We start from the raw sequence: 26,657 nt of genomic DNA, 5'->3' as shown, positions 1-26,657 counted from the left end.
ACCACTCGTTTGCGGGAAGCAGGGATCAGTTCCGCAGCCGAGACCCATTCATCCGACTGCTTAGAAGCACAAATTTCGCACATGGCTTTTCGAAAGGCTCCCATGTCCACCCATACTTCCCTGCTATCCATGCAGGACGTGTCCGTGACTTTTGCGACCCGAGCCGGGGACGTGAAGGCAGTACGAAATGTGAGCCTGGAACTCGCCGTTGGAGAGACTTTGGCAGTAGTGGGCGAGTCTGGTTCCGGCAAGAGCACCATGGCTGCGGCAATTAATCGTCTGCTCCCTTCCAACGGGCGAGTCTCCAGCGGCAAGATCATCTTCGAGGGCCGGGATCTCGTCGAGCTTAAGGAACCGGACATGGTTCGACTACGAGGCGCGGGAATCGGTTTGGTTCCCCAAGACCCCATGTCCAGCCTGAACCCGCTGCATCGAGTCGGTGACCAAATCAGCGAGGTACTTGCCATCCACGGGCACGCCAAGGGTGCAGCAGGGCGCCAAGCGGCAATAGACCTCCTTTCCATGGTCGGCATTCATGACGCCGAAAAACGTTGCAACCAGTACCCTCATGAATTTTCAGGCGGGATGAGGCAGCGTGCTCTCATCGCGATGGGTTTGGCCTGCCGGCCCAAACTGCTAATAGCAGATGAGCCCACTTCCGCCCTCGACGTCACTGTCCAACGCAAGATCCTTGACGAACTCGAAGAACTCACCCGCAAGATGGGGACTTCAGTATTTCTCATCACGCACGACCTGGCCCTGGCTGCGGAACGTGCCGACCGGATTGTCGTGATGTACCGCGGTGAGTGCGTGGAGTCAGGAGCTGCAGCGCAGATCCTGGAAGATCCCCAGCATGAATACACCAAAAGACTCCTCAGCGCAGCGCCAACCCTTCACACCGCAAGCAAGTCGAGCGCCATGTCGATTCCGATGCGGTCGCCTGAAGACGCCTCTGGGCGTGGGCCGCAGACAGAAAACATCCTTGAAGTCAAAAACCTCACGAAGTCTTTCGAAATCAGGAGCGCAGGTTTCGGGAAGAAGTCGCACTTCCTGGCTGTCGACGACGTAAGCTTTTCAGTGCCTCGAGGCAAGACCGTTTCCATCGTCGGTGAATCAGGCTCAGGAAAGTCGACAACGGCTAACCTGGTTCTTGCACTGGACGTGCCAACAGCGGGCGAGATTCTCTGTGACGGCGACAAGGTCACGTCCTTCTCCCGCTCGGACCTGCTGCACTTCCGTAAGAAGATCCAGCCGGTCTTTCAAAACCCCTTTGCGTCTCTGGACCCTCGAATGTCCATTGGTGACGCCATCGCCGAACCGCTGGTTGTTCACAAGATCGGGGACCAAATAAGCAGGCGTGCCAAAGTACACGAACTCCTGGATCAAGTCGGCCTCCCATCTTCCTGCGTGAAATCACTGCCCCATGAGCTGTCCGGCGGCCAGAACCAACGAGTTGGCATCGCCCGAGCCCTGTCCCTCGACCCGGAACTCGTCGTCCTGGACGAGGCAGTCTCTGCCCTGGACGTCCTAGTCCAGGACCAAATCCTAAAACTACTCAGCAACCTGCAAAGCGAGCTGGGCGTGAGCTACCTCTTCATCAGCCACGACCTTGCGGTAGTCCGAATGATTTCGGATGAAGTACACGTAATGCGCAAGGGAAAAATTGTCGAGTCAGGCCACCCCGAGGTCCTGTTTGAGATGCCCCGCGAGGAATACACGCAAGAGCTCCTTGCCGCCATCCCCGGATCCCGCCTCGTCAGCTGAAACTGGGCAAGCCGAGCCCTGGCTCCGCACACATCAGACCGAATGTCCGTACTCGCAGCGACGCGAACGGCGATAGAAAGAGGCCCCAGATGGCTGAAGACCAGCATTACCCTGCCGAATGGCACATGCAGTCACTGCTCAAGAGCATCGACATGCCATCAACCGGCGGGACACTGACCCTTGAAGGCGATGAAGTGCCGTGCGACAGCCCCCACCGCCTGGAGTGCGCCGCCTCCGCGGCCTTGGGCGCGCAGGCCCTCGCAGCCGCACACCTGTGGCACATGCGCACCGGCGGAAACCAGGAGATCACCATCGATCGGACCCAGGCGATCAACGCCTTGCGAAGCGGTCTTTTCCAATGGATCGAAGATCACGACATGAACATTTACACCAACGGAGCCAAAGGGGCTGTCAGTAACCTATTCGAAACCGCAGATGGACGCTGGATCTACCTCGTAGGGCCATACCCTGGATTGCGGGACGGGCTGCTCAGCCTTCTCGAATGCCCCAACAACGAGGAAGCCATAGCTGCAGCGGTACGAAGGTGGAACTCCTTTGAACTGGAAGACGAAGTTGCAGCACGCAATCTTGCTGGAGCGGTAGTCCGAACCCGTGAAGAATGGGACCAGCACCCCCAGGCAAAGGCGCTAAAGCAAGCTCCCCTAATTGAAATACGCCGAATCGAGGACAGCGCCCCCCGGCCCCTAGGACCAGCCAGCCGACCGTTGGAAGGCGTCCGCGTCATCGACTTCACCCACGTCATCGCCGGACCATCCCTCACCCGCACACTGGCAGAACACGGCGCAGACGTCCTCCGCCTTATGGCACCCCGATTTCCGGATCCAACAGAGTTCCTGCTTGACACCGGCTGGGGGAAAAGGTCAGCCTATCTGGACTTGGATGTCCCGGGGAATATGGACAAGCTGGACGCGCTGTTGGAGGACACTGACATCTTCGTCCAGTCCTGGAGCCCTCGGAGTATCGGCCGACGCGGGCTCTCACCAGAGGAGCTCTGCAAGAGGCATCCAGGGCTCATCTACGTACAGGTAAACGCTTTCGGATTCGCTGGCCCATGGGCGGAACGAAAAGGGTTCGAGCAGATTGCCCAATCAGTGTCGGGAATGGCTGCGGCGGAGGGCGGCAGCGGCCGGCCCCGCCTGGTTCCGACATCGCTGCTGGCGGATTATCTTTGCGCCTACCTCGGGGCGGCCGGAGCGATGGCAGCACTGAAGCGGCGAGCCGAGGACGGCGGTAGCTATGAAGTCAGAGTATCCCTTACCGGAGCCATCATGTGGGTCCAGGGACTTGGACAGAACGTCGCAACAGGCGGAGAATTGCCCGAGCCCGTGCTCGTTGAGCGGGAAACGCCTTTTGGGCGGCTCCGCCATATGCCGCCAGTCACCAAATTTTCTCAAACCCCCGCCGAGTGGACACTGCCACCTTCCACTCCCGGAGCCCACAAAGCCCAATGGTGAACAGTCCCCTTGCCCAGCTACTGCAACAGCAAATGCCTGGGTGGGTGACCCCCGGACAACGGTGACCGGCCCAAGCGCTGAACCGGCAGAAGCGCCCCAGACCTCTCCAAACTCCGCTCCAGCACCCGTGCGGCCCCCCTTGGGCCCACATGAAAGGCCCCCGATGAATCCCTCATCCTCTCCCGTCATCCTCGAGTCACGCAAAGGGAACACCACATTCAGCCCCGCATACACGGTGGGTAACCTCGTCTTCACCTCCGGCCAAGTCGGCGTTGACCCCGCCACCGGAACCCTCCCCCGCGACTTCGAAGATGAGGTCCGCCAAGTCGTAACAAACCTCGAACAGGTTCTCGCCGCGGTCGGGTCCGACCTGAGTGATGTTGTCAAAACCACCTGCTTCCTCAGCGATATCGCTCAGATTGCCGCGTTCAACAAAGTCTATGAGGAAAGCTTCTCCCTACCCCGGCCAGCACGTAGTACCCTTCAGGCACGCCTGGTCGGAGATTTTCGTGTCGAGGTCGAAGCAATCGCAGTACTCCGATGACCAGAATTGATGCAACCTGCTCCGGCATAAGGCGATCACTTACGGTGACGCTGTCCCTCACCTCAGGATGAATGACTTCAGAACCCTATGAATTTTGAAAATAGGGACTGGGACAGCTTCACCCGGGGAGATGAGGTAGAAGTACTGGATGGCACGCTGGTCATTGCTTGCGGCATAGTCGACGACTTTACAGCCGACGGCCAGATTCTCTGGCTGCGATTGTCCTACGGCGGAGGAAGGCGGATCTTCGCCCGTAAAGATGGGTGGCGGGTTCGTCTTCCCCCGGCCTGAACACGGAAATCCCCGGCATGCCATCAGGTGAATGGGTTGCGTCGTGCCCCGGACCCCTTACCACCGGCGAATTGCATCGTGGCCGAGCACAGTACAAACCATTCAAGACTACTTGCAGAAGGGCCGCGCCGAGTGACCATCACGATTCTTGGAGCAACCGGAGAATACGGACGATACGTTGTCGAAAACCTGCTCGACCTGGGCGTTGACGTTTCCTCAATCACGGCGACGGGACGGCGACTCTCGTCCATCCAGGACCTCGCCGAGCGTGGCGTACGTCTGGAACGGGTCGATTACAACGATCCCGACACCCTAGAGCCGGTAATAAATTCAGGCGACCGCATCCTCATGATCTCGGGAAATGAACTGGATCGACGCGAAGCCCAGCACACCGCCATCATCAAGCGAGCCCGAGATGTGAATGTCTCTCTTCTGGCATACACATCGATCATCAGAGCGACAAACACCCGCCTGCCCGTCGCACCCCACCATGCTGTGACCGAGCGAAAGATCGCCGAAACCGGACTGCGTTATGCGATGCTCCGCAACGGCTGGTACAGCGAAAACTTTCTCAGCCAAGTCGTCACGGCCTCCATCATGGGCAGCATCGTTGGCAGCGCAGGTAACGGGCGTATCGCATCGGCGACCCGGTACGACTATGCGGCGGCTGCTGCACGCGTGCTGAGTGACCCGCCGGGCGAGAGCAGGATCTACGAACTCGCACCAGCGCCCGGCTGGACGTTCTCCGATCTTGCTGCCGCAGCGACTGAACTTCTCGGCCGGGAGATCAGCTATGAAGATATGACTCCTGAGGAGCACTGGAAGGCCCTCATGACCTCTGGGGCGAAAGGCCCCCTTGCGGACATCGGTCGACACACATTCCGCCAACGCGCCTTTGATGAAGGCGGAATTGAAGGAGTGGCCAGCTTCCTGGTCGGGATCGATGCGGACATCAGAGACGGCTATCTGAATTCGTATTCCCGCGATCTGGATTTGCTATTAGGCAGGAAACCCCTGCCGCTCGTCGACGCGCTAAGGAACCCTGTCCTGAAAGCTCTTGGAGTCAAGCCTGCTAGCACTGTGAAACTGCAAGGCGGGATGAACTGAGCCGACAGCCAAGCCGCAACCTTCACCCTCGGAAGGTCCTACGGCTACTGAAAACTTCCCCCGGAACAGCAGGCAGCCTGTAACGGGCTGAGCACATGCAGACACAACAACAATGAAAAAAGGAGTTAGCAATTTCAAATCAAACAGCCGCCCACCCGCTGGCCCGCATCATAATGCTAGGGACAACGGGAGGTCCCAGCTGGTGGGGAGAATCTGCCGGCATCTCTACCGCCGTCCTCGTAGGTAACGCCGTCTACATAGTCGACTGCGGAACGGGCCTTGGGCGCCAGTTACGCGCAGCAGGCATCGCCGTCCGTGACATTCAAGCGGTCTTCATCACTCACTTGCATTCTGACCATGTCGTGGACCTGGGAAGTTTAGCCTCCTTTGGAGCCTTCGAACTAAACGACCGGCCTGGCGATCCACTGCCCATCTACGGACCCGGGCCCCGTCTGACGCGCACGCCGGTCTCACCCCAGGCCGAAACAAATCCCCAATTGCTGTACCCGGAAGAATTCGCCCCAGGAATTTCCGGGCACTGGGATCATCTGCTAAGAGCCAATGCCACCGATCTAAACGATCGGGTTCGTGACTCGTTGAGGCGGCCGCCCAAAGAGCTGTTCCGGGCAATAGATATAGAAATCCCTCAAGAACTCGGTTTCCACCCTGACTCAAACCCTGAGCCTGCCATGGAACCCCTGCTCATCCATGAAGACCATAATGTGCGGGTTACAGCCGTCTTGGTCAGGCACCCACCGATGGCACCCGCATTCGCCTACCGCTTCGACACGGAAAAAGGCTCCGTGACAATCTCCGGTGACACGGCCCCGTCATCGAATCTCATCCGGCTCGCACACAAAACCGACCTCCTCCTTCACGAGGTCATAGACGAGGAATGGGTCTACTCCCGCTACAACGGAGGACGGACAGCCCAAGAAAAATCCATGGTGGAGCACCACCTTTCAGCACATACGTCCATTCCGGAGCTCGCCAAGGTTGCCACAGCGGCAGGGGCTCACAGCCTCGGCCTCCATCATTTCGTTCCTCCCTCAACTCCAACTGAGCGCTGGGCCGAGGTGGGCAAACTCTACGCAGGTTCTCTTCACATCGGCCACGATCTACTCGAAATCCCATTAGAGCCGTGAGCTCGTGGGTGGGGAGATCGTCCTGTTAGTGCACACCCCATCCTGACGTCAAAACCGCCTGACCAGGGAGGCTTTGGCCTGGGGGCGACGTTCCTACTTGTTCTCAGCGGCCCGCCCAGTCACGACATGTGACATAGCCACCCCTGCCCCGAACGGACTTCATTCAGTCCAGATTGTTTGGACTATTTCGACGATTCTCGAGCTACTCCACCCCGTTTCCTTCCCCTTCGACTGTCAGGGTGGGATCAGAGAACATCATGAGCCACCGTCAATAAAGCGGAATTTCGCCACTATTCTGACGCCACCACACGAAGCGGCGGGAGGACCGGATGTGGATTTTGCGCTCCCAGCCAGTGATTTCGGGTGTGATTGGACCGTTGATACATACTGCTGTTTCGTGACACCATGAAAGCATGACAGCCGTTGCAGGAGCCCGTGGAGGGCTGAAAGCGCACCAGGATTCCATTCGGCTTGCCGAGCCTGAACTGGTCCGGGACCTGCGGGACATCCTGGGGGCGAAGCTCGTTGCCTACATCGGCTCGGTCAAAGAAACCCGGGCCGTGCGTCAGTGGGCCGACGGTGAGCGGAAACCGTCAGCCGAGGTCATGACCCGTCTGCGTCATGCCTACCACGTCGCAGCTCTGTTGGCTGAGCGGGACTCCCGCTCGGTGGTCCAGGCGTGGTTCCAGGGAATGAACCCACAACTGGACGACGTGCCGCCAGCGCGACTACTGCGCGAAGGCCAGGTCGACGAGGCGGCACAGGCGGTCCTTGCCGCTGCCAGGGCATTCGCGGCAGCAGGCTGACGGGTGCTTGACGAGCAACAACTGGCAACAGCTACTGCTGACACCCGGGTATGGCGTATTGGTTTCCGCCCGGATCCTTGGGCGTGGAGTGGCTGGGAGTGGGCAACCGATGGCAGGTTCCCCGGCCGGTGGGATGACCTGCACGGAAACTTCCGGACCGTCTACGCCGGCTCCAGCCTGAGGGCATGCCTGCTCGAGGTGCTCGCCGCCTTCCGCCGTGACGCGAGGCTAGCAATGGAGCTGGACGAGATCGTCGAGGATGACGAAGATGCGGTGCTGCACCCGACACTGGTATCCGGGCAGGTGCCCCGGGAATGGCTTGAGGTCCGCGCAGCGACGTCAGCCGAACTTACCGGCACCTACTGCGCGGTGACGGACTCCCGGTCCATCGCTGTCCTCCATCCGCACTTCATCGGAGTGGCTCTCAGCCTCGGACTCTTGGACCTTGACGCCGCAGCCCTAAAAGATGCCCGGCCGCGCCGGTTGACCCAGGCAATCGCGGCTTGGATCTACGAGACAACAGACCTCGCCGGGGTTACCTTCGCGTCCCGCCATGGCGACGACCTGAGGCTCTGGGCAATCTTCGAAAGGCCAGGCGACCCTTACGTCAGCCCGAAGCTAACGCACTCCAGGCCCGAGGAACTGCACCACGACAGCGATGCGATCAAGGACGCCTTCCGGATGCTCGGCCTGACCTGGAGAAGCGAATAGTCCGCTCCCCCGCCGCTCCTCGCCCTAGCTTGACGGAATATCCGTTATCGGCGTCCGGCACCGGAGCATAGGTAGCTGCAATAGCTTCCTATTCATGGATGAATTGGACGCCTTGGTAGCTCGAGCGCTGTTACGCCAACGATTGGTTCGCCCTGATATCGACGGCGGCGTTTCCGAGGGGCAGGTGCCCGGCACACTGTACGGACGCCTTACGTTGGTTGCCCACCAGCGGAAGAGGCGCGGCCTGGCTAACCGGTTAGTACTCGTTGGAGAGGCGGATGACGGAAACCCCGAGTGCGGTTGGCGGCATCCGAGAGAAGGTAGACCGCGATGGCCGCGGGTTCATTCATGCCGAAGCCAGAGTTCTCGGCAACTGCTTCGAGCGCAGCCTCCCCGTCCGGCAGGCGCGTTCCATCCGTGCTACGTAGGTGAGTTGGACAGCTGGAATCCTTTGGACAGGAGAACTGTAGGCTCCAGCGATCTGCGCGCGGTAGTTTCAACCGCTCTTGCCACTGCACGCGTTACGCCGCTGCCCTGCCAGTCCGGAAATACCTGATCACGCTCTAGGTCCTTCTCCGCGACGATGTCGGCTATGGCGCGCGCCGCCGCGACCTTCATGTCCAGGGTGATGCACTTGGAACCGCCGTCCAGGGCACCCTGAAATGTGCCTGGGAACGCGAGGAACTTGTTGATCCGGGTGGAGATCACGGGCCTCCCAGCCCCAGCGGTCGGCTCCGTGGCGGGAACAAACAAGGGGTGTGACGGAACGAGTTCAAGAGCAACGGCGTCCGGGGCTAGCCCGTCAAGGTGCAGGTCAGTGATCACCTCACCGCCCGATGCGATAATGGCGTCTGCCCCGTTGACCGCTTCCTGCAATCCGCCTATCCGATTACCTGGGTTGGTGAGCCATGCTAGATCATCCTTCACGGCATTCAACTCACTACGTTCCCGGGAAACAATGCCTTGGGAGTCTACGAGAATGATGTCTGCGATGCCCTGGGCGAGGAGAAGTTCGGCTATTCCGGTGCAGGCGGGGCCATCTCCTGCTATGACCACTTTGAGTTGCCCAACCTTTCGGCCCCTTAGCCGAGCAGCATTAATCAGCGCAGCAAAGACAACGATGGCAGATCCGTGTTGCTCATTGTGCATAACGGGAATTTGCAGCTCATCATTCAAGATGGTTTCTATTTCATAGCATTGCAAGGTTGAAATACTGTCGAGGCAAACGGCATCAACGTAGCGGCTGACCTGCTTCACACTTTCGACAAACTCAACCAGGTTTTGACTCCCCAAAGTTATCGGGATCAGTTCCAGCTGATCACAGACCCGAGAGCGGGCTTGCGTTGCTTCCTTACCGGGCCGGGAATCGCCGCTCCGTGCGCTGGGCTCAATGATCCGTGATGACATGCCACTGACCACCGCCACCTTTCGCAGGTTGCTATGTCGGTCGAGGTGGCGGCCCCGCGATACAGCCGAGCCGTTCTCAAGACGGGCCGGCCCCGCCTCCACCCTCATGGAGGGTTTAGGAATGCCTCGAGGGTGTCCATGCTTGGCCCATGATTCTTTCACTTTTCTCGGCTTTCACTTTGTTCTCAAGGGTTATCGGTAGTCCTACCTCCGGACGGCGGAAGATATAGGACTTCTGTTCAGAAGGTCGTTTGGACTTCGTTGACCGTTTCTTCTCGCTGCGGCGCCCTCTTCATGGCTGGCACCTGAAGGTCATCGACGAATTTTGTCCGCACCTGGAGTGAGTTTCTTTGGTTGCGTCAAAGAGCTAAAGAATCGAGGAATTGCTCGATCATGGCAACTACTTCGGTACTTTTTTGCTCCATAAGAGGGATGCGGCCACCTTCAATTTCCACTATCTGAACAGATTTTGAGTTTGTATATGCGGCCGCAATCTTGGATGTGTGCGGGTAAGAGACCGGGTCTTCAGTGGGGGCGAGCAACAGGATTGGAGCGGTGACGAGCCCAACACGGTTTTCCATGACATACCGTGCGCAAGCACGGTGGCCCTCGGCTGGGTCGACGCCGGGCGTCAGCGCATCCCTGATGAAGCGGTCCAGGAGATCGGGCCGCCCCTCCGGATAGAAGGAGTACCGCTTCGCCCACAGTTGCTTGAGATGCTCACCGTCCTCCTGCCCGGTGACCACGTCTACGCCTTTGCCCGGGGACGTGCTTTCGCTCATTTGGCGGGTGGTGCGAAAAAGCGAATCGGCGAAGGCCCCGGCTGACAGGACTGACGCCGAGACGCGGTCAGGCAAGGCGGCAGCGACCTCGGAGGCCACAAACATTCCTGTGTGATGACCGACTAAAGCGAAGCGCTCCAATTGAAGGGCGTCAGCGAGTGCGATCACACCAGCTGCGTACTGCTCAATGGTCTGAGGGCAGCCTGGCGCGGGTTTGGCGGACATGCCGAATCCGTACATGTCCATCGCTATCACCCTGCGTTTCGCCGCCAGCAGTGGGTGCACCTCGCGGAACTCATCAAGAGAACGCGGCGTCTGGTGAAGCAGGATCACAGCTTCACCTTCACCTGCCTCGGCGTAATGCAACTGACCGAGTGGCGTCTCGGCATACCCGTAGCGGAGTGTTACTTCGGACATGGATTTCCCTTCGATGTTTGCTGTCAAGCATCGCCCTGCTGTTACTGCTCTACACAGCGAGTGGTCCGCTCACCGGACCGCTCGCGTAGGATCCGTGGTTAAATAATGAACAATCTGGATAGCGGCTCGAACCGCTGCGCCACCATGGACTAGGAGAATGCAAGTGAGTACTGTGCAGCGAAACGTCCAAGCACCGGGACGGCCGGACGTCAGTCAGCCCGACTCTGTACTCTCCAAGGCGCATCTGTTGCTGAGCGCATTTAGGCAGGGTGTTTCGACGCTGGGGTTAACGGAGCTTAGCCGCCGTTCCGGCGTCTCTAAAGCCAGCGCGCACCGGCTTGCTACGGAACTGGTGGAACTGGGCTATCTCACGCGGACTCTTGGCGGCTACCAGTTGGGTTTGCAAGTGTTCGAATTGGGTCGAATGGTCCCCGGTCCAGCGATCCTCCGCGATGTAGCGCGGCCAGCAATGCAGGATCTCCGGGTTGTGACTCGTGGAATCGTGCACCTCGCGGTCCCTGAGGGTGGCGAGTGTGTGTATCTCGACCGGATCGCTGGACGGAACGAAGTCGTGGTCATCAGTTCCGTAGGTGATCGTGTCCCGTTTCATACGACCGCGTCAGGTCGTATCTTCCTGGCACACTCGGATCCGGACACGATCGATCAGCTTGACCCCGCCGGCCTGGCGGCACTCGGTTCGCGCAACCACGCTGAGGCCACCGCGGTACTAGCCGGGATCAGGACCCGTCGCTATGCGGAAGAACGATCGACATGCTTCCGGGGGGCCAAGGCGCTGGCAGTTCCGGTTGTCTACCCGGACTCGGAGCAGGTGGTTGCAGCAATCTCTGTCACTGTGCCTCTTGAGCGTCGTGACGAGCAGCATTTGTTGCGCGCTCTGTGGGCAACGTCGAGCGATATCAGGGGGGGTCTCCTGCGGACGTACGACGACAGCATGCCGTATCAGTCAACGAAAAGCCACCACTAGCTGTCAGGCGAAATCAAAGGCCAATCCGCCCAACGGACCAGGCACTTCCGTTCGACCCGCACGGTAGGGAGAGTGGGGGCATGGACGAAAAAGCCACCACCATCGACACCCTCGTTAAGCGCATCGAGATCCTTGAGGCTGAAGCGGAAATCCGCCGGATACAGGCCCGCTACATGTTCCTCTGCGACACGCCATGTCCGGAGTTCGGAGTGGAAAGCGATCAGGAGCGTATCGAACTAATACTCGACCTGTACACCGAGGATGCGGTGTGGGAGGGGGTAGGCGAATACTACGAAAACCAGTTCGGCCGTTGCGTCGGGAAGGAAGAGCTGCGCGCTCATCTGAACCGGTTCTGGGCATCCGACCAGGACCCGAAACTCCTGCTGAACGCGCACTTTCTGACCTCAGAGCAGATCCACGTTCACGGCGACGAAGCGGACGGGCAGTGGATCCACTTTCAACCGTGGCTCTTCACAGACGGAACGTCTCTGATCCGGAGCAGTCGACTCAACAACGCCTTCCGCAAGGTCGACGGCGTGTGGAAGATCGCCCGAACCCGTACAGAGAACGTCGCGATCGTCGACCTTCCGAAGTTCTTCGCCACGAGCTACCCCGGCAAGTCTGTGCTCATGAAGCCTGCGGAAACGAACCAAAGCACCAACCACGTCCAAGTAGACGCATAACCGGTTGCACCTCTACCGGAGCTGGGCGAAAAACGGCCAACAAGCGCCGATATAGGCCAGCAGCCGCTCAGACCTTCATGGTTCCCGCGACGATGAAGGCAGCTTGACCCAGGAAACGTGCACCCTTCTCTAACCGTATCGGCGACGACGAGGTGTTCTGGCCGTGGACACCCGCCCTGGTCCCGGTGCCCCTGATGCCAGTGAGCCGGCAGACGACGGCTGAGCCTGCGTGCTGGCGCTGCTGCAGGACCAACCGCAGACGGAGTTCGACAATGATGTCTCATTACTGGTGAAGAGGGTTCGCAACAATGGCCGCCAGGTTTGTCTGGAAGGGACGAGTCTTAGAGGTGCCGCTCAGCCCACGCCGCTGCACGCAGCGCCTGGATTTCGGTTGCGGCAACAACCTGGAATCCCAGGGGAAGGCCGCTGGCGTTGCGGAGGCCCGGGACGGCGACGGCAGCCAACCCCAAAGCCTGCCAGGCGCGGCTCAGGACAGGATCTCCGGTGTTTGTGGTTCCGAGCGGTGCAGACCCAGGGGCGGCGGGACCGATAATGGCATCGTGATGCGCAAGTACACGGTCAACGTTCCGGCGCGCGTCGGTCACCAATCGTCTTGCTTCCGTGTAATGTGCCTCGGGCATCGAGGATCCGGTCGTGAGGAGGGTAGCAAGGGGTTCACTGAGCTGGTCGATGTGTTCAAGTTCCGCGGCGCGTTCCCGCGAAGCTTCATAAGCCATGACAACCCGGTGGGCGGCCGTCACGTCGGCGATCAGCGCCTCATCCGGAAAGGGGTGGATTTGTGCTCCATTGTCGGAGAACGAAGCGCACGTGGCGGACATGGCCGTGCTCATCTCATCGGTGACCACCCCTAGCGGGTCGGCGGTCCAGAAGGCAATCCGTGGTGCCATCATTTTCCCCGGCAGATCTGGTTCCCCGCTGAGGGCCGACCACGCCAGTGAAAGGTCGGACGCAGTGGCGGCGAATATGCCATGTGCATCCAGGCTCGAGCTGAGGCCAACCACGCCAGTGAGTGGAAACTGCCCATTTTTCATCACCAGTGAGGCCACGCCGCAGTATGACGCGGGTCGGGTGACCGATCCGGCGGTTTGTGATCCGATTGCGATCGGTACCTGGCCTGCAGCCACCGCCGCTGCAGAGCCGCTGGAGGATCCCCCTGGTGTGTGATCGAGATTGGCCGGATTCCGGGTGGGGCCGGGCTTAAAATAGGCAAACTCGGTAGTTACCGTCTTGCCCACTGGGATGGCCCCTGCAGACCGCCAGGCTTCGACGATCGTTGCGTCCTTCAGTGCCGGCTTGGCCGCTGTGCGTAGGACTGAGCCGCACCGGGTGGGCATGCCTGCGAGATCGATGATGTCTTTCACCCCCATGGGGACACCTCGGAGCGGCCCGACGCCGGTAATTGCGGGGGTCGGCACTAGATCGACCCAAGCCTGCACAGCGGAGTCAGTCTCACGGATGCGGTTCAGTGCCCGTTGCGTTCCTTCTTCGGGACTTGTACGGTGCGCCGCCAAGTCCGCCACGAATTCTCGAAGGGACCACGGCTGCAGTAGGTTCATTCGTCACCCCAGGCTGCGTCCGCTTCCCAGTAGTCCATGCCATTGGCGCTCTTCAGGTGACGCCACTCCGAGGTCCGTAGGAGGGTGGGCTCAACAGTTGCTGTCACCTCGTCCGCAGCATCGGGACCATCAGCCGGCACCCCCCAGTGAACCCAGTTCAGTTCGAGGCCGCTTGCCTCCCGCACGAAGAGGTCAACATGTTTCCACCCGTAGCCGTAGGTGTCGTTGTAGCAAGTGAGGGTCATATGAGGTCGCGGATCAGCCATAGACCCATGCCATCGCAAATCTGCTTGCTGCACGAGCCAGTGGTTCGCTCAGCGGTCCAACCCCTGCGCTTGATCGGCCCTGATGCCTAACCATGGGGTTATCAGATTGCGAACGAGGAGGACCACCATGGGCAGCATGCGTACATCGTCGAAGGAGGAGATGTGGGATGCGGTTCTTGCAGAGCTCGCAGAGCGTCGTCAGGAATTCCATGTTCTTGGCTACGTACCACGCGATTTCATCGAGAAGTTTTTTCCGCTGGGGCTCTACCGTGCCGCGACTCCAATACAATTCGGCGGGGTCGTTATGCCTCCTGCGGACTTCCTGAGGAGCATCGAACGCATAGGCCGGATTGACGGCTCTACTGCCTGGGTCGTGGCGTTTGCGTCGAGCAACACCTATTGCGGGGCCCTTCCGCTCGAAACGCAGGCCGAAATCTACAAGAACGGCCCTGACGTTGTCTTCACTGGCGGCCTGTTCCCCATGCAGAAGGCTGAACGCACTCCTGGAGGTTTCCGGGCCACTGGTCGCTGGAAATTTGCCAGCGGATCCATGGCTGCGGACTACATCAGCGTAGGGCTGCTTGACGATTCCGCAGGGGGCAAACCTCGAGCTGCGGTGCTTCCCGCCGACAAGGTCAAAATCGTTCAGGACTGGGACGTGAGCGGTATGCGCGCCTCCGGCTCGTTCGACACCGTCGTCGAAGACCTTGAGATTCCCCTGGAATGGACCTTCATCCGCGGGGGCGAGTCACTCATTGACGAGCCGCTTTTCCGTTACCCGCTCATCGGATACCAGGCTCAATGCCATGCGGCCATTGGTCTCGGAGTCGCCCAGGGTGCTCTTGATTACGCGCAGTCTGCCGGCTCATACCGGGGAATCACAGGGGCCCCGCCGGTGGGGGAACGCGCCTACTATCGCGTCGAGTTCGCTAAGGCATTCGTTGCTCTCCAGTCAGCACGTTCCTACCTCCTTGATGTCGCGGAGGAAGTGTGGGAAACGGTGAGCAAAGGGCAGGAAGTGACCGACGATCAGAAGGCCCGCGTCCGGCTTAGCGCCGTCAACGTGTCAGATACCGCGAGCCAGGTGGTGCACGACGTAGCGAAGGTCTCCGGCGCTGCAGTCATCAACAACTCGCATCCACTGCACCCGATACGGATGGATGCCCAAGTCCCGCAGCTGCACGCATCACTCAGCCAGCACATGTACGACGACGCAGGCGCCGTACTACTGGGTTTGCAGGCCACCACTCCCGGATTCCTGTGACATCAAATCCTGTTGCCCACCACCCATCAACACTGGAGCACTAAGACCATGACCATTGAATTCACCTCAGAGAACATTCATGACGTACATCCAGCAGACCTTGTCCAGGCTGACCGTGTGGCCGCACGGGTCTATACCGACCCGGAAATCTTTGAACTCGAGATGAAAAACATCTTCGAGAAGACTTGGATCTGGGTCGCGCATGAGAGCGAGCTTCCCAGTCCCGGCAGCTTCAAATCGACTTACGTCGGCCGGAACCCGGTCATCGTCACCCGGGACCGCAAGGGGACCTTCAACACTTTGGTCAACCGGTGCCGCCACCGTGGCGCCAGCCTCTGCGAACAGCGCACAGGAAAGTCCAATGGATTCACCTGTCCCTACCACGCCTGGTCTTACGGCCTTGACGGAAAGCTTCGTGGCATCCCATACCCCGAGGGATACGAGGGAGTTATCAAAAAGGAGGAGATGAGCCTGCAGAAGCTCCGTACCGAGAGCTACCGCGGCATCATCTTCGCGACATTCAATGCCGAAGCAGAGCCCCTCGAGGAGTTCCTCGGCGACGCCAAGGTCTGGATAGACCGCTTCCTGCAACAGGGTGGCGACTACCCGATCAAGGTCATTGGAACCCACCGCTTCAAATACAGCGGCAACTGGAAGATCCAGCTGGAGAACACGAGCGACGGATACCATTTCCCCATCGTGCACCGATCCTGGATGGCCACGGTTGACGCGGAAACAGCCAACATGCTCAGCTTCATGACCGACCCCGCCTCGACATGCCACGACCTGGGAAATGGCCACTCTGTCATGCACATGGTGCCCGAGCACATGGATCTGGGCGCCGACGACGGAACCGAACCGCTCCAACCGCGCTTTGACGACCTGGTCGCCGAACTGAAAGCGGCCGGCGTTGACGACAGTCAGATTCGAAAACAAGTACACGCCATGCACGGCACAGGTTCGAACCTCGTTCTCTTTCCCAACATCGGGCTCTCTTCAGCGTTTTTCCGCGTGCTGCGGCCAATCAGCGCGAACGAGACGATCATCGAACACCTTGCCATCGGCCCCGACGCGCCACCTGAAATCGCCGGCCCGGTGAGCCGTGAACGGCTGCGCGTCCACGAACATTTCCAAGGCCCGTTCGGCTTCGGTACCCCCGATGATGCAGAGGGATGGGACCGCGTGCAGCGAGGAGCGCAAGCATCTCCGGAGATGCCGATCTTGGTCAACCGAGGGCTGAACCGTGAGGTCAGCACTTCCGAAGGCTGGCCCACCTCACACAGCACCGACGAAACCGGCATGCGAGCCGCCTACCAGATGTGGAAGAAGATGATGAGCAATGACTGAAGCCGTAACGATTTCAACCCCGCTGAACACCCCAATCGACGACGCCCGGGTCGTGCGGGCGATCCAGCTGATTTGGCGCGAAGCCGACCTGCTTGACCGCAAGGATTACATCACCTGGAACGAGCTGTACGCCGACGAAGGCATCTACGTCATCCCCGTGGATTCAGAGACTGATGATTTCGACAACAACCTCAACATGGTTTATGACGATGCCCGCATGCGAGCTCTCCGTGTGCAGCGTCTGGTGGAGGGTTATGCGATTTCAGCAGTGGACTCAGCGCGGACAGTTCGTACGGTGTCGAGGTTCGTCCCCGGGGAGGTAAGCGAAGATATCGTTTCCCTTCGCGCCGGCCAAGTGCTGGTGGCACACAAGCGGGGCAACTATGACCTGTGGGCCGCCGATGTCGACTACGTTATCCGGCTGGGACAGACTCCCGTTGATGACCGCATCGTCCGCAAAGCCATCCGCCTTATCGACGCCGGGGACGTGGTGCCGGCTGCCGGATTCCTCCTATGAGGGACGTACTGGTCGTTGAGGTCGCGGAGATCCTCCACGAAGCCGAGGAGATCCGCTCACTGCGGTTGAGAAAGCTCAACGGGGCTCCCTTTACGGCCTTTGAAGCCGGGGCCCATGTCGACGTCGCCGGCCCGACCGGGATTGTGCGCCAATATTCGCTGGCCTCCGACCCTCGCGACTCCTCTTCAATCATGATCGCCATCAAGCGCGAGCCAGCTTCGCGAGGCGGGTCCGAGGCGCTGCACCAACTTCGGGTAGGCGATCACCTCAGGATTGGCAAGCCCCGGAATCTGCTCTCGATCGCCCCCAACGCTGACCGCCACCTGCTCGTTGCAGGGGGCATCGGTGTCACTCCCCTACTCAGCATGTCCTATGAGTTGCACAGCCGCGGCGAAGAGTTTGCCCTCCACTACTTTGCACGGTCAAGGGACCAGCTTGCCTTCGCAGACTTCCTGGAGAACCGTGCGGAGTTCCGTGACCGAGTCACGATTCACCTCGGCACTCCGCGCACGCAGCTTCCTGCAACACTGTCCTCTATAGGGGAAGGCCTCACGGGATCCAGCCACGTGTACACGTGTGGCCCCACCGGTTTCATGGCCAAGGTGGCCGAAACCTTCACGCCGGTGGTCGGCACCGACCACGTCCACATCGAACACTTCGCTGCCGAGGAGACTGAGACTTCGAGCAACCGGGCCTTCGATGTCCAGCTCGATACTGGTGAGTCCTTTGAGATACCGGCGGATCGTTCGATTCTGTCTGTCCTTGAGGAAAACGGGATCGAAGTTTTCAAGTCGTGTGGAGAAGGTGTCTGCGGATCGTGCGTATCCGGGCTGCTGGAAGGAGTTCCCGACCACCGCGACCACTGTCTTTCCGAGGCGGATAAAGCGGCGGGGAAGGACATTGCGCTCTGCGTCTCCCGCGCACTGTCGGACAAGCTTGTCATCGAACTCTATTAAGCCTGAACAAAGAAGGACAGTCAGAATGCGCAGCCAGAAAGAGCGGACAGATACTCCTCCAAGGGATCACCCGGAGCGGAAGTCGCAGTGGCGTCAGGTTCTCGGAAAGTACCCCACCGGCGTCACGATCATCACAACGGTCGATGAGGCCGGACAACCAGTCGGGATGATTGTCGGGACGTTTACGTCGGTCTCCGAAGATCCTCCTCTGGTCGGTTTCCTGCCTCAAAAAACCTCATTTACCTATGCCAAAATTGAGAGTGCTGGTCGCTTCCGCGCGTCGGTCCTCGGGGCTGGACATGAAGAGCTGTGCCGCGCATTTTTCCGCGCGGCACCCAATGACCGTTTCGCCGGCGAGGAGTGGGAATTCGACGAGGGCGGCATCCCCAGGCTGAAGGACGCTGTTGCCTGGTTTGACGCCACCGTCCACAACATCCACCCTGCCGGTGACCACGTGATGGTTCTTGGCGAGGTAATGGACTTCGGGCTGGGTCCTCGAACAGGTGGACTGCCATTGGTCTTCCTCAACGGCGGGTATGGTTCATTCACGATCCCCCGGCAGGATTTCAACCTCGACAACCTGGGCGGCCAGTTGCGCCTCGCGACAAGCCTCGGGGATGAGGTTGAGGAGTTATCTCACAGCTTGGGACTGGAGTGCTCCATCTCAACGGTAGTTCAGGACACTGTGGTCGTGCTGACGGCATCTGATAGCCGATCACCGTACGTCGGCACTTACTTTCCCTTCGTCGCTCCAATCGATCCCGGCTTCGCGGCCTGGTCAACGCCCGCACTGCACCGCACGTGGACCGAAGGCTCCCGACATCTGAGAGGGCGGGTAGATGCGGCGCTGATCGAGGAAATCCTGACGCTCGTGCGGAAAAACGGCTATGCAATTTCCTTTGGACATACGAGAAGTGAGCAATTCAGCGCAGCCTTTTCGTCAGCTAAAGGCGACTGGGGCACGCTTTCGCCCGTTTGGGATTCCCTCGTGTCCGCCTATGAGGAATACTGCCGGCACCCCGAACCTGCAGCCCATGCAACCCTGATCCAGGTACCAGTCTTTGGACAAGACCAATGCGTGGCCTTCGAAATCGTGGTGAGCGGATTCGGGCCTGGCGCCACCAGGGAACGCTTCCGGGAAATCGTATCGCGCACCCTTGATTGCGCGGCCCGGCTAACGGATAAGATCGGCGGGCGCGCCCCTAGCGATTACTCTATCCAGTTGCCCTAAAGGCAATGAACCGCACAAGCATAGGCCCCGGTCCGCACCAATACGGCGGCTTTCCACTAGGCCTTGGAGTCAAGTAGCAGTCGCTAGTGCTGGGCAGGTTTCGGGGTCATCGTGCTCCTGCGTAAACGAATACTTACCTGCCCACACCCCGCTCCTTCCCATGCGCGGGTTGCCGGAGCTGCTCAACGCCATGTGGACGTGGTGGCCACAGACCTTCACTCCACTTTCAGACGAACGATTTGCGAGGAAGCACCATGACCGCTCTGCACTCCATTCCCCTGACCCTCATCGACGGATCGGCCACTGATTTCGGCCGCTTCAAGGGCGAGGTGGTGCTGGTGGTAAACGTCGCCTCCCGGTGTGGTTTCACCCCGCAGTACGCCGGGATGGAGGCGCTGCACAACAAGTTCCGGGAGCAGGGCTTCACTGTCCTTGGAGTTCCTTGTAACCAGTTTGCCGGGCAGGAACCAGCCGTCGACACCGAAATCGCCGAATTCTGCGAACGCAACTTCGGTGTGACGTTTCCGCTGACCGCCAAGGCCGATGTCCATGGCGGGAATCAGCACCCGCTCTATGCTGAGCTGACAAAATTCCGGTCCACTGGACTCCCGGAGCAGGTGCAATGGAACTTTGAGAAGTTTCTGGTCACTCGCGACGGGGCCGTCGCGGCACGTTTTGCCTCCGCTGTGGCGCCGGATTCCCCCGAGATCATCGAAGCTGTCCGGGCCGCGTTGAACGAGCCAGGGCAGAACCCCAGTGCAGGCTCCTATAGCTCTTGAGGAAAGAACCCGCATCCGGCGGCGAGACTCGCGGCGTTCCATTATGAGCCTCTACGAAGGCCTCACTTGGAACGGGTAAAGGTTCCCCGGGCACGGGCTACGCCCCCCTTCTCACGCCGGCCTGAAACTGTGGACGTGGATGGGCCCAGCAGCAGCACTGGGAGGGCTCCCAAAACGCAGGCAAAACAGTCCGTTAGGAAACTCGTCAAGCAATCACGTGGGTAATGAACCGGTACCGGCCGGGGTCAACGATGAGCAGCTGTAGTAAAAGCAAAAACAATCGGGGACCCCGGCTGCATCGGGTTCTCCCGCGCTGTATAAATTGCCGGCTCGGCCAGCTCCCCCTACGTGGTGTTAGATCCGGACCCAAAGAGCGTCAGAACAGGGCCCATCACCATTCCAGGACCCTGCCAAGGCCAAGACGCAGATCCCGCACAGAGGCGCCAATGCCAACGGTCACTCGCGTTTGTCCGCTCCCACTACCGGCTTCATTCGTTCACCCAGCGTCTACTCGATGTGATCCGTGTGTTCGTGGCGACATGGCGGGGGTCGGACTCCAGCATCCACTACTTCCTCGTGAAGCCGGGCAACATTCGGCTGGATGGCGATGTGGGCGGAGGTGCGGTAATGGACACCGGCTATTGTGGGTGAACGACCCCGCATCGATCTGCAAACCGTCTTCGTGCCGTCGTTCTCCCCGGTGGTGCCAAGGGCACCCTGGTTTCCGTCTCCGGGACCGAATCCGCCAAAGTGTGGCCCCTCTATCAGGGTGAATCCCATTCGTTTGTATGTGCAGTAGGCGACGGAGCGGTCCCGGATCTCTATGCGGGAACCACGGGTTTAGAAGGTTTCTCCAACTCGGCAGGGCGTCCAAGGCATGCAACAGACAGTTGCGTGAAGGTTTACCGCACCGGCGACGACGAGCGGGGAGCGACCGTCCGGCAAGAGTCGGGGTACGTGGCTGCTGCCGAGCTCTGGTCGGCAGACAGATAACTGAGGGAGCCGCTGCTATACCGGAAAAGGAAATCCGCTTTCGGGGTGATCTGGCTGCCTCACTTCGGCCAGGCCTAACCTGACTGATGCAGGTAGACTCCGGCCTATTTGACGTCCGATGGGTGCTTTGCGAGCGGCACCACCGTGATGTCCATATAGGGGAACAGCGGAAGATTTTGCAGGACCTCGTGGAGTTCATCGTTCGAATCGACGTCGAAGATGGAGTAGTTGGCGTACTCCCCCACTACGCGCCAGATTTCCGGCCACTTGCCGGTGCGCTGCAGATCCTGGGAATAGGCCTTTTCCCGGGCCTTAACTTCGGCGGCTTCGGCCGGCGCCAGGTTCTCGGGCAGTTTGACGTCCATGTGGACCAGGTACTTCATGGTGTCCTCCCAATGGTTAGCGGTCAGTGCGGTAATGGTCCAGCTTGTCCTCGTCAATGGCAGTGCCTACGCCCGGTTCCTCGGGAACGCGGATGCGTCCGCCTGTGATGGCCAACGGCTCGGCCAGAAGATCGTCGGACATGTCCAGGTAGTTGGACAGTTCTGCTGCGCGTTTTGCCGTATGTGCGAAGGCTGCGCCGAAGGCAACGGACGCGACCGTACCCACTTGGGTGTCGATCTGGTTCCCAATGTAGACATCGATACCCATGCCCTCAGCCATCCCGACGATTTTGGCGGCCTCCGTAAAACCGGAGCGCGCTGTCTTCACTGCCAGGAGGTTTGCGCCGCCGGTCAGGATTTCCCGCGCTGCTTCACCGAGGTTGGCAGCGGATTCATCAGCAGCGATGGGAATGGGCGCATTCTCCACCAGGCGGCGGCGGCCCAGCACTTCGCGGGCGTCGTCAGGTTCCTCGAGGAACTGCAGGCCCAGATCGGCCGTGCGCCGCAATACCTCGGCCGCCTCGTTGGCGGACCAGCCGCGGTTGGCGTCCATGTAGAGCTCGGCGTCCGCGCCGAGCCCTTCCCTAAGGACTCGGGCGGCTTCGATGTCAAGGTGGAGCGGGTTGCGTCCGGTTTTAAGCTTGAATGTGTTGATGCCATATGTCCCACGAAATTCCAAGGCCAATGCCAGCAGTTCCTCCGCTGGTTTGAAGCCGAGCATGTGGGAAACCCGCAACGAGTCGGAGTAGCCGCCCAGGAGTTTCGTCACGGGCTGTCCAAGCGTTTTGCCGATAGCGTCCCAGACCGCGATATCAACGGCGCCCTTGGCTGTCTGGTTGTGGACCGTCCGGTGAAGTGTTGTCTGCATCTTCTCGCGGTCGAAAATGTCCACGCCGACCAGCTGAGGGGCGAAAACGTCTTCCACGATGGCAACTATCGATTTTTGCGTTTCACCGTACGTGTAGGGGCGCGGCGGCGTGTCCGCGGTGCCCACTGCCCCGTCGTCCGTGCGCAGCCGGATCAGGACATGGTCTGCCTCGTGCACGGAACCGGATGCGAAGTGCAGCGGTTGGAGGTACGGGATTGAGTAGGGTATCGCCTCAATGGATGCGATCTTCATCGTTCAGGAAGCCTTTCATCAGGCAACAGATGTGGACCCTGGCAGGCGGAAACGGGTGCACCGCGGGATCGGCGTCTTGGGGAAACCACATTCGCGGGCGCCAAAGAAGTTCCGTTTGGCGGGTACGACAAGGTGAAGCCTCGCGAGGAGGCTTCACCTTGTCAGGAGCGTTTTGGTCTTCCCTGTCTATCAGTCCTCAGGGTCGAGGATGAAGTCGTAGGTCACTTCGCGGCCGTTTCCTCCAGCGCGTTCCGTCGGCACAAGGATCAGCTCGGGCTTTACGGCCGAAGCGATGTCGTCATCAACATGTTGATCACCCGGGAAGTACAGCTGTGTGGTGATGAGCTGGTGTCCCGGCGCCGAAACCTTGACGTGGAGGTGGGCTGGGCGCCAGGCATGCCAGCCCGCTGCTGAGATGAGTGCTCCGCAGGCGCCGTCGGTGGGAATCTGGTAGGGCGCTGGCTGCACAGTGCTGATCTGAAAGTTGCCCTGTTCATCCGCAACGATAGAGCCGCGAAGGTTCCACTCCGGCAGGCCGGGGGCGAACTGGGAGTAGAAGCCGCGGTCATCGGCATGCCACAGCTCGATCAGGGCACCAAGGAGCGGTTCGCCGGCCGTATTACGGACCTGTCCCTGCAACAACAGCGCGGTGCCCGGCTCATCTTCTCGCATCGGAAGGGTTGCCGGTGTGCGCAGGGTCGGCGCGTTGGGAATGTAGTAGGGACCCTCGATAGTGCCCTTCGAGCCGTGGCGATTGGCGTTGGCTACTTCCTCCACCGAATGCTCGACCCAGACATCCAAGAACAGCGGCCACTCGCCGTCTTCCCCCACCTGGATAAGCCAAGCCTTGAATGCGTTGTATTCGTCGTAGCTCACTCTTTCTTCAAGGACCGTTTCATTAATCGCTTTAATGACGCGCCCTGCGAGAGTAGCAACGCGTTCTTGGCTTGCGTCAGCCGCGAACTTCTTATTTTCTCTGAAGCGCGCGGTTGCTCCAGCTCCCGAAGCTGCTGCGGTCGCTTGGGTTTCGGTCGTCATGTTGACTCCTTTGTCGCTGCACGCTCGGCGTGCCTTTTTCGATGCCCGCCAACTCAATTCTGGCGGCGGATAGAGGATAGATCTGACATTTTGCGCGCTGGCATACCTGCGCGGTTTATTCAGCACGCGGGACGGGATTACTTGGATAGGAACACCACGAAATGCCGGTCCCGCAGCGCCGACTGACTTGATTTGCAGCCAAACACAAGCGGGTTGGTACAGCGATTAGATCTTTGCCTTATACTTCGCGAGAGGATTGACCAGCAACCGCAGGGCACGGTCGAAGAAGAATCCCAGGACTCCCAGAGTGATGATGCCGACAAATGTCCAATCGATACGGCCGTAGTTGCGGGAGGTCCATATCAGAACGCCGAGCCCTTGATCAGCAGCGACCATTTCAGCGGAAACGATGGTCAGGAAGCTGTTTCCCAGTGCCAGGCGCGCGCCCGTGACGATATGCGGAACAGCGGACGGAAGGACAATGGAATAAAGCGTCTGGAAACGGCTTGCACCCAAACTGGCTGCCGCCCGGAGCTTCGTCCCATCCGTTGCTACTGCGCCAGCCATTGTATTAATAACCACAACGAATACGGAAGTATAGAAAATCAGGAGAATCTGAGATATGTCGCCGAGACCGAACCAAACGACGGCAAGCGTCACGAACGCGATCGGAGGGATAAAGCGAAAGAACTCAATATAAGGCTCGGCGAATTCGCGAATTATTCTCACACGTCCCATAAGCAGCCCCAACGGTGCGCCAACGGCAACGCCGAGCAGCCATCCGAGGATAATCCGATAGCTTGAAGCGGTGATTGCCTCCCAGAGCGTCCCATCAGTCAGGAGCTCCAAAGCTGCTTCTGCCGTCTTGACGGGGGAAGCAACCAGAGCCGGCCCGAACTGCAGAGACAGAAGTTGCCAAATGACCAACCCGGCCAAGATAGACATACAAGGGATTGCAAGCTTGCGAAATTGAAAACCATACCGCGCACTCGGTCGTGCGATCGGCGGCGTAGCCCGTTGGGCCACCTGTACCTGCGTCATGAATTCTCCTTAGCGAGCCCCTGGTTACGGAGCGCTGCTCGCACTTCTTCGCCAATATCTGAACGGAGCTTCTTGTGCAACTCGATTGCCCCTGCCGAGGTCTCGTCCCTCGGGCGGGGAAGATCCACCTCATAGCTGGACTTGATTTTCGCTTTCGGTCCCGCAGACATAACCAGGATCCGGTCGGCGAGTAAAATTGCCTCGTCAATATCGTGCGTGACGAAAACTATGGTGCAACCGCTTTGCTGCCATATCCGATCCAATTCGGTCTGCATAATGTGACGCGTTTGGGCGTCCAACGCGCCGAAAGGTTCGTCCATTAGGACCACTCGTGGTTCGTTGGCGAGGACCCGGGCGATCTGCGCTCTTTGGCGCATCCCTCCGGAAAGCTGCGAAGGAAATTTATCCGAGGCTCCCGTCAAACCCACCAACTCAAGGTGCCGCTCTGATATTCGACGCCGTTCCGAAGAAGCCACGCCCCGCATCTTGGCGCCGTACTCGACATTCTGCCGGATGGTGAGCCAGTCGAATAGCGCCTCGGTCCCCTGAAAGACCATGCCCGTTTCCGGGCTCGGTCCATTAACCGGTTGGCCGTCAATGAGGAGGGAACCACCCTTGATCTTGTCAAAACCGGCCACAGCGGTAATGAGCGTCGACTTCCCACACCCACTTGGACCGAGAAGGCAGATAAACTCGCCGGGCGCCGCGGCAAAATCAACGCCATCAACCACCATGAAGTTTCCGAAGCCTAGTTGGACTCCTTCGGCGGCAAGGGCCGCTCCTGCCTTCGTCGGAAGGGTTTCTGTTTCGGGCATCATACTGACCTCAATCACTTCACATTTTCCGAATACCAGGACGGGATGAAGATTGTCTTCAAGGCTGGTGCTTGTTTCAAGGTTCCGGCCTTGACGAAGAAGTCGGCCTGCTGTGCTACGGCGCTGTAATCTGATTCTTTGTAAGCTCGGGCGCCATAGTTCACAATCGCCATATCCTTTTCGCTCTGGTTTTTATCGCCCCCGGTCGCTTTAGCAATAGCAGCAGAGGCCTTTTCAGGTTCGCTCCGAATGAAGTCCGAAGCCTGTTGCAGGACCTTCGCGATCGTTACCACTTCGGTTGCATTCTGGTCAATCCACCCCTGGCTGCCTGCCATGACCTGCATGATCGGCTGACCAAAGGATCCGCTGTCCTTCAGGACTGTCAGCCCCATCGCGACTCCTCGGCTAGGCCAGGGCTCCCAAAGCACGAACGCGTCCACATCGCCTTTCTGGGCGAGGCTGGGAAGGGTCGCCGGGTCGCTGGAAACGAACTTAATATTCGCGGGATCGATGCCTTCAGATTGCAGATAAGCGTGGGCGAGAAAAGTACTCAACCCTGGAACTACGCCGAAGGTCTTGATGTCAGCGGCCGCTTTGATGGCCGGCCGTGCGACTACCTTCGTGTAGGAACCTGAATCCAAGTAAACAAATGGGGCGCGCAGATCCGGGTTTTCCGCTGCAACCGAAAGAAGCGTCGTCGGACTGGAGCCCGCGAGCTGGACCTCTTTGCCGGCAATTGCTTGGATCGCGTCGCCGCCAGCGGCGAATTTCCTGATCTTGACGTTCAGGCCGGCCTTCTTGAAGAGCCCCTGGGCGTCCGCTACAAAAAACTGCCCATAAGTGGCATCGGCACCTACGCCGATAGTAATTTGGTTGGTCGAGCCGGATGTGCCAGAGCTAGCCCCATCCGCACCACTGGCGCACCCGGCAAGCAAAAATATGGCAAGAGCACCAAAGAGCATCTTTAGCACCCAACGATGACGTGTCTGCATGGGTTCAATTCCTTTGTCTGGGCCAGCCCAGCGCTGACCTGAGCGGGGCATAGGAATCAAGGTCCTCCTCGATCCCTGTTGAACTCAACACACAGGTTCGCTGAGCGGACCAAACAGCTGGGCCGGAGCCTTTTGTGACGGGGATAACCACTCAGAGGCGGCTGGTGGCAGTCACCCGGAGATGGCGGGTCCGCTCAACGAACCGAGGCGCCCAATCCTTC

General features: G+C 59.5%; 25 protein-coding genes and 1 pseudogene. 16 read left to right on the top strand and 10 right to left on the bottom strand.

Annotated elements, in window-relative coordinates:
* The first annotated feature begins 102 nt into the window (after nucleotides 1-102).
* The 8 genes and pseudogenes from AB4Y79_RS07195 (at nucleotide 103) to AB4Y79_RS07160 (ending at nucleotide 7,843) form a co-directional block, all read left to right on the top strand.
* Complete coding sequence (locus tag AB4Y79_RS07195) at nucleotides 103-1,764, top strand: dipeptide ABC transporter ATP-binding protein (protein WP_441860072.1); 1,662 nt, start codon at nucleotides 103-105, stop codon at nucleotides 1,762-1,764.
* Between the two features lie 89 nt (nucleotides 1,765-1,853).
* The gene (locus AB4Y79_RS07190; protein ID WP_441860070.1) at nucleotides 1,854-3,239 is read left to right on the top strand and encodes a CoA transferase; all 1,386 of its coding nucleotides are present in this window, start codon (nucleotides 1,854-1,856) and stop codon (nucleotides 3,237-3,239) included.
* A 163-nt stretch (nucleotides 3,240-3,402) separates the two neighbouring features.
* Nucleotides 3,403-3,783: a RidA family protein gene (locus AB4Y79_RS07185; protein WP_441860068.1), complete on the top strand. Its 381-nt coding sequence runs from the start codon at nucleotides 3,403-3,405 to the stop codon at nucleotides 3,781-3,783.
* 423 nt (nucleotides 3,784-4,206) lie between these two features.
* A complete protein-coding gene (locus AB4Y79_RS07180) occupies nucleotides 4,207-5,181 on the top strand; it encodes an NmrA family NAD(P)-binding protein (protein WP_441860066.1) in 975 nt (324 codons plus the stop codon).
* 173 nt (nucleotides 5,182-5,354) lie between these two features.
* A pseudogene (locus AB4Y79_RS07175) lies at nucleotides 5,355-5,606 on the top strand (MBL fold metallo-hydrolase); the annotation flags it as partial.
* A gap of 72 nt (nucleotides 5,607-5,678) precedes the next feature.
* On the top strand, nucleotides 5,679-6,326 hold the full coding sequence (locus tag AB4Y79_RS07170) for a hypothetical protein (RefSeq protein WP_441860234.1): 648 nt from the start codon (nucleotides 5,679-5,681) through the stop codon (nucleotides 6,324-6,326).
* A 413-nt stretch (nucleotides 6,327-6,739) separates the two neighbouring features.
* Nucleotides 6,740-7,132 (top strand): hypothetical protein, encoded by a 393-nt coding sequence (locus tag AB4Y79_RS07165; protein ID WP_441860064.1) that lies wholly within the window; start codon nucleotides 6,740-6,742, stop codon nucleotides 7,130-7,132.
* A gap of 3 nt (nucleotides 7,133-7,135) precedes the next feature.
* Nucleotides 7,136-7,843, top strand: a complete 708-nt coding sequence (locus AB4Y79_RS07160) for an RES domain-containing protein (RefSeq protein WP_441860062.1) — start codon at nucleotides 7,136-7,138, stop codon at nucleotides 7,841-7,843.
* 420 nt (nucleotides 7,844-8,263) lie between these two features.
* On the opposite strand, the gene AB4Y79_RS07155 is transcribed toward AB4Y79_RS07160, so the two are convergent.
* Entirely contained in the window at nucleotides 8,264-9,250 is a 987-nt protein-coding gene (locus tag AB4Y79_RS07155; protein ID WP_441860060.1) for a malic enzyme-like NAD(P)-binding protein, read from the bottom strand.
* 359 nt (nucleotides 9,251-9,609) lie between these two features.
* Nucleotides 9,610-10,476: an alpha/beta fold hydrolase gene (locus AB4Y79_RS07150; RefSeq protein WP_441860058.1), complete on the bottom strand. Its 867-nt coding sequence runs from the start codon at nucleotides 10,474-10,476 to the stop codon at nucleotides 9,610-9,612.
* 136 nt (nucleotides 10,477-10,612) lie between these two features.
* On the opposite strand from AB4Y79_RS07150, the gene AB4Y79_RS07145 reads away from it, so the two are divergent.
* Nucleotides 10,613-11,434: an IclR family transcriptional regulator gene (locus AB4Y79_RS07145; protein WP_441860056.1), complete on the top strand. Its 822-nt coding sequence runs from the start codon at nucleotides 10,613-10,615 to the stop codon at nucleotides 11,432-11,434.
* Between the two features lie 80 nt (nucleotides 11,435-11,514).
* Complete coding sequence (locus AB4Y79_RS07140; protein ID WP_441860054.1) at nucleotides 11,515-12,117, top strand: nuclear transport factor 2 family protein; 603 nt, start codon at nucleotides 11,515-11,517, stop codon at nucleotides 12,115-12,117.
* A gap of 341 nt (nucleotides 12,118-12,458) precedes the next feature.
* Here the strand turns inward: AB4Y79_RS07140 and AB4Y79_RS07135 are convergent, their stop codons facing one another.
* Together AB4Y79_RS07135 and AB4Y79_RS07130 are read right to left on the bottom strand one after the other, a co-directional pair.
* Nucleotides 12,459-13,694 (bottom strand): amidase, encoded by a 1,236-nt coding sequence (locus AB4Y79_RS07135; protein ID WP_441860052.1) that lies wholly within the window; start codon nucleotides 13,692-13,694, stop codon nucleotides 12,459-12,461.
* Nucleotides 13,691-13,960, bottom strand: a complete 270-nt coding sequence (locus tag AB4Y79_RS07130) for a hypothetical protein (protein ID WP_142061211.1) — start codon at nucleotides 13,958-13,960, stop codon at nucleotides 13,691-13,693. The genes AB4Y79_RS07135 and AB4Y79_RS07130 overlap by 4 nt, the downstream gene beginning before the upstream one ends.
* 127 nt (nucleotides 13,961-14,087) lie before the next feature.
* Here AB4Y79_RS07130 and AB4Y79_RS07125 point away from each other — a divergent pair, with 127 nt between their 5' ends.
* From AB4Y79_RS07125 to AB4Y79_RS07100, 6 genes are all read left to right on the top strand, one after another.
* Nucleotides 14,088-15,224 (top strand): acyl-CoA dehydrogenase family protein, encoded by a 1,137-nt coding sequence (locus AB4Y79_RS07125; protein ID WP_220126185.1) that lies wholly within the window; start codon nucleotides 14,088-14,090, stop codon nucleotides 15,222-15,224.
* A 48-nt stretch (nucleotides 15,225-15,272) separates the two neighbouring features.
* On the top strand, nucleotides 15,273-16,571 hold the full coding sequence (locus tag AB4Y79_RS07120; protein ID WP_441860050.1) for a Rieske 2Fe-2S domain-containing protein: 1,299 nt from the start codon (nucleotides 15,273-15,275) through the stop codon (nucleotides 16,569-16,571).
* Nucleotides 16,564-17,088: an aromatic-ring-hydroxylating dioxygenase subunit beta gene (locus AB4Y79_RS07115; RefSeq protein ID WP_142061215.1), complete on the top strand. Its 525-nt coding sequence runs from the start codon at nucleotides 16,564-16,566 to the stop codon at nucleotides 17,086-17,088. The genes AB4Y79_RS07120 and AB4Y79_RS07115 overlap by 8 nt, the downstream gene beginning before the upstream one ends.
* Nucleotides 17,085-18,044: a PDR/VanB family oxidoreductase gene (locus tag AB4Y79_RS07110; protein ID WP_441860047.1), complete on the top strand. Its 960-nt coding sequence runs from the start codon at nucleotides 17,085-17,087 to the stop codon at nucleotides 18,042-18,044. The genes AB4Y79_RS07115 and AB4Y79_RS07110 overlap by 4 nt, the downstream gene beginning before the upstream one ends.
* A gap of 25 nt (nucleotides 18,045-18,069) precedes the next feature.
* Complete coding sequence (locus tag AB4Y79_RS07105; protein WP_441860045.1) at nucleotides 18,070-19,275, top strand: flavin reductase; 1,206 nt, start codon at nucleotides 18,070-18,072, stop codon at nucleotides 19,273-19,275.
* 254 nt (nucleotides 19,276-19,529) lie between these two features.
* Nucleotides 19,530-20,054: a glutathione peroxidase gene (locus AB4Y79_RS07100; RefSeq protein ID WP_441860043.1), complete on the top strand. Its 525-nt coding sequence runs from the start codon at nucleotides 19,530-19,532 to the stop codon at nucleotides 20,052-20,054.
* 1,097 nt (nucleotides 20,055-21,151) lie between these two features.
* On the opposite strand, the gene catC is transcribed toward AB4Y79_RS07100, so the two are convergent.
* The 6 genes from catC to AB4Y79_RS07070 all read right to left on the bottom strand — a co-directional run bounded on the left by catC (nucleotide 21,152) and on the right by AB4Y79_RS07070 (nucleotide 26,436).
* On the bottom strand, nucleotides 21,152-21,430 hold the full coding sequence (catC, locus tag AB4Y79_RS07095) for a muconolactone Delta-isomerase (RefSeq protein WP_142061347.1): 279 nt from the start codon (nucleotides 21,428-21,430) through the stop codon (nucleotides 21,152-21,154).
* A gap of 16 nt (nucleotides 21,431-21,446) precedes the next feature.
* Nucleotides 21,447-22,550: a mandelate racemase/muconate lactonizing enzyme family protein gene (locus AB4Y79_RS07090; protein WP_142061223.1), complete on the bottom strand. Its 1,104-nt coding sequence runs from the start codon at nucleotides 22,548-22,550 to the stop codon at nucleotides 21,447-21,449.
* A gap of 189 nt (nucleotides 22,551-22,739) precedes the next feature.
* Complete coding sequence (gene catA / locus AB4Y79_RS07085; protein WP_441860040.1) at nucleotides 22,740-23,588, bottom strand: catechol 1,2-dioxygenase; 849 nt, start codon at nucleotides 23,586-23,588, stop codon at nucleotides 22,740-22,742.
* A gap of 225 nt (nucleotides 23,589-23,813) precedes the next feature.
* Nucleotides 23,814-24,629, bottom strand: coding sequence for an ABC transporter permease (locus AB4Y79_RS07080; RefSeq protein ID WP_142061227.1), 816 nt, complete (start codon nucleotides 24,627-24,629; stop codon nucleotides 23,814-23,816).
* Complete coding sequence (locus AB4Y79_RS07075) at nucleotides 24,626-25,444, bottom strand: ABC transporter ATP-binding protein (protein WP_142061349.1); 819 nt, start codon at nucleotides 25,442-25,444, stop codon at nucleotides 24,626-24,628. The genes AB4Y79_RS07080 and AB4Y79_RS07075 overlap by 4 nt, the downstream gene beginning before the upstream one ends.
* A gap of 14 nt (nucleotides 25,445-25,458) precedes the next feature.
* Complete coding sequence (locus AB4Y79_RS07070) at nucleotides 25,459-26,436, bottom strand: ABC transporter substrate-binding protein (RefSeq protein ID WP_181762655.1); 978 nt, start codon at nucleotides 26,434-26,436, stop codon at nucleotides 25,459-25,461.
* Nucleotides 26,437-26,657: the final 221 nt, after the last annotated feature.

Source organism: Pseudarthrobacter sp. YAF2, assembly GCF_052113345.1.
GTDB lineage: Bacteria > Actinomycetota > Actinomycetes > Actinomycetales > Micrococcaceae > Arthrobacter.
Note: the sequence above shows the minus strand (reverse complement) of the source record. Positions and strands in the feature narration are given on the sequence as shown.

Coding starts and splice junctions, on each gene's coding strand:
- AB4Y79_RS07195 (WP_441860072.1), top strand. CDS start 103: ATGTCCACCCATACTTCCCTGCTATCCATGCAGGACGTGTCCGTGACT.
- AB4Y79_RS07190 (WP_441860070.1), top strand. CDS start 1,854: ATGGCTGAAGACCAGCATTACCCTGCCGAATGGCACATGCAGTCACTG.
- AB4Y79_RS07185 (WP_441860068.1), top strand. CDS start 3,403: ATGAATCCCTCATCCTCTCCCGTCATCCTCGAGTCACGCAAAGGGAAC.
- AB4Y79_RS07165 (WP_441860064.1), top strand. CDS start 6,740: ATGACAGCCGTTGCAGGAGCCCGTGGAGGGCTGAAAGCGCACCAGGAT.
- AB4Y79_RS07155 (WP_441860060.1), bottom strand. CDS start 9,250: ATGTCATCACGGATCATTGAGCCCAGCGCACGGAGCGGCGATTCCCGG.
- AB4Y79_RS07140 (WP_441860054.1), top strand. CDS start 11,515: ATGGACGAAAAAGCCACCACCATCGACACCCTCGTTAAGCGCATCGAG.
- AB4Y79_RS07135 (WP_441860052.1), bottom strand. CDS start 13,694: ATGAACCTACTGCAGCCGTGGTCCCTTCGAGAATTCGTGGCGGACTTG.
- AB4Y79_RS07130 (WP_142061211.1), bottom strand. CDS start 13,960: ATGGCTGATCCGCGACCTCATATGACCCTCACTTGCTACAACGACACC.
- AB4Y79_RS07125 (WP_220126185.1), top strand. CDS start 14,088: ATGGGCAGCATGCGTACATCGTCGAAGGAGGAGATGTGGGATGCGGTT.
- AB4Y79_RS07120 (WP_441860050.1), top strand. CDS start 15,273: ATGACCATTGAATTCACCTCAGAGAACATTCATGACGTACATCCAGCA.
- AB4Y79_RS07115 (WP_142061215.1), top strand. CDS start 16,564: ATGACTGAAGCCGTAACGATTTCAACCCCGCTGAACACCCCAATCGAC.
- AB4Y79_RS07110 (WP_441860047.1), top strand. CDS start 17,085: ATGAGGGACGTACTGGTCGTTGAGGTCGCGGAGATCCTCCACGAAGCC.
- AB4Y79_RS07105 (WP_441860045.1), top strand. CDS start 18,070: ATGCGCAGCCAGAAAGAGCGGACAGATACTCCTCCAAGGGATCACCCG.
- AB4Y79_RS07100 (WP_441860043.1), top strand. CDS start 19,530: ATGACCGCTCTGCACTCCATTCCCCTGACCCTCATCGACGGATCGGCC.
- catC (WP_142061347.1), bottom strand. CDS start 21,430: ATGAAGTACCTGGTCCACATGGACGTCAAACTGCCCGAGAACCTGGCG.
- AB4Y79_RS07090 (WP_142061223.1), bottom strand. CDS start 22,550: ATGAAGATCGCATCCATTGAGGCGATACCCTACTCAATCCCGTACCTC.
- catA (WP_441860040.1), bottom strand. CDS start 23,588: ATGACGACCGAAACCCAAGCGACCGCAGCAGCTTCGGGAGCTGGAGCA.
- AB4Y79_RS07080 (WP_142061227.1), bottom strand. CDS start 24,629: ATGACGCAGGTACAGGTGGCCCAACGGGCTACGCCGCCGATCGCACGA.
- AB4Y79_RS07075 (WP_142061349.1), bottom strand. CDS start 25,444: ATGCCCGAAACAGAAACCCTTCCGACGAAGGCAGGAGCGGCCCTTGCC.
- AB4Y79_RS07070 (WP_181762655.1), bottom strand. CDS start 26,436: ATGCAGACACGTCATCGTTGGGTGCTAAAGATGCTCTTTGGTGCTCTT.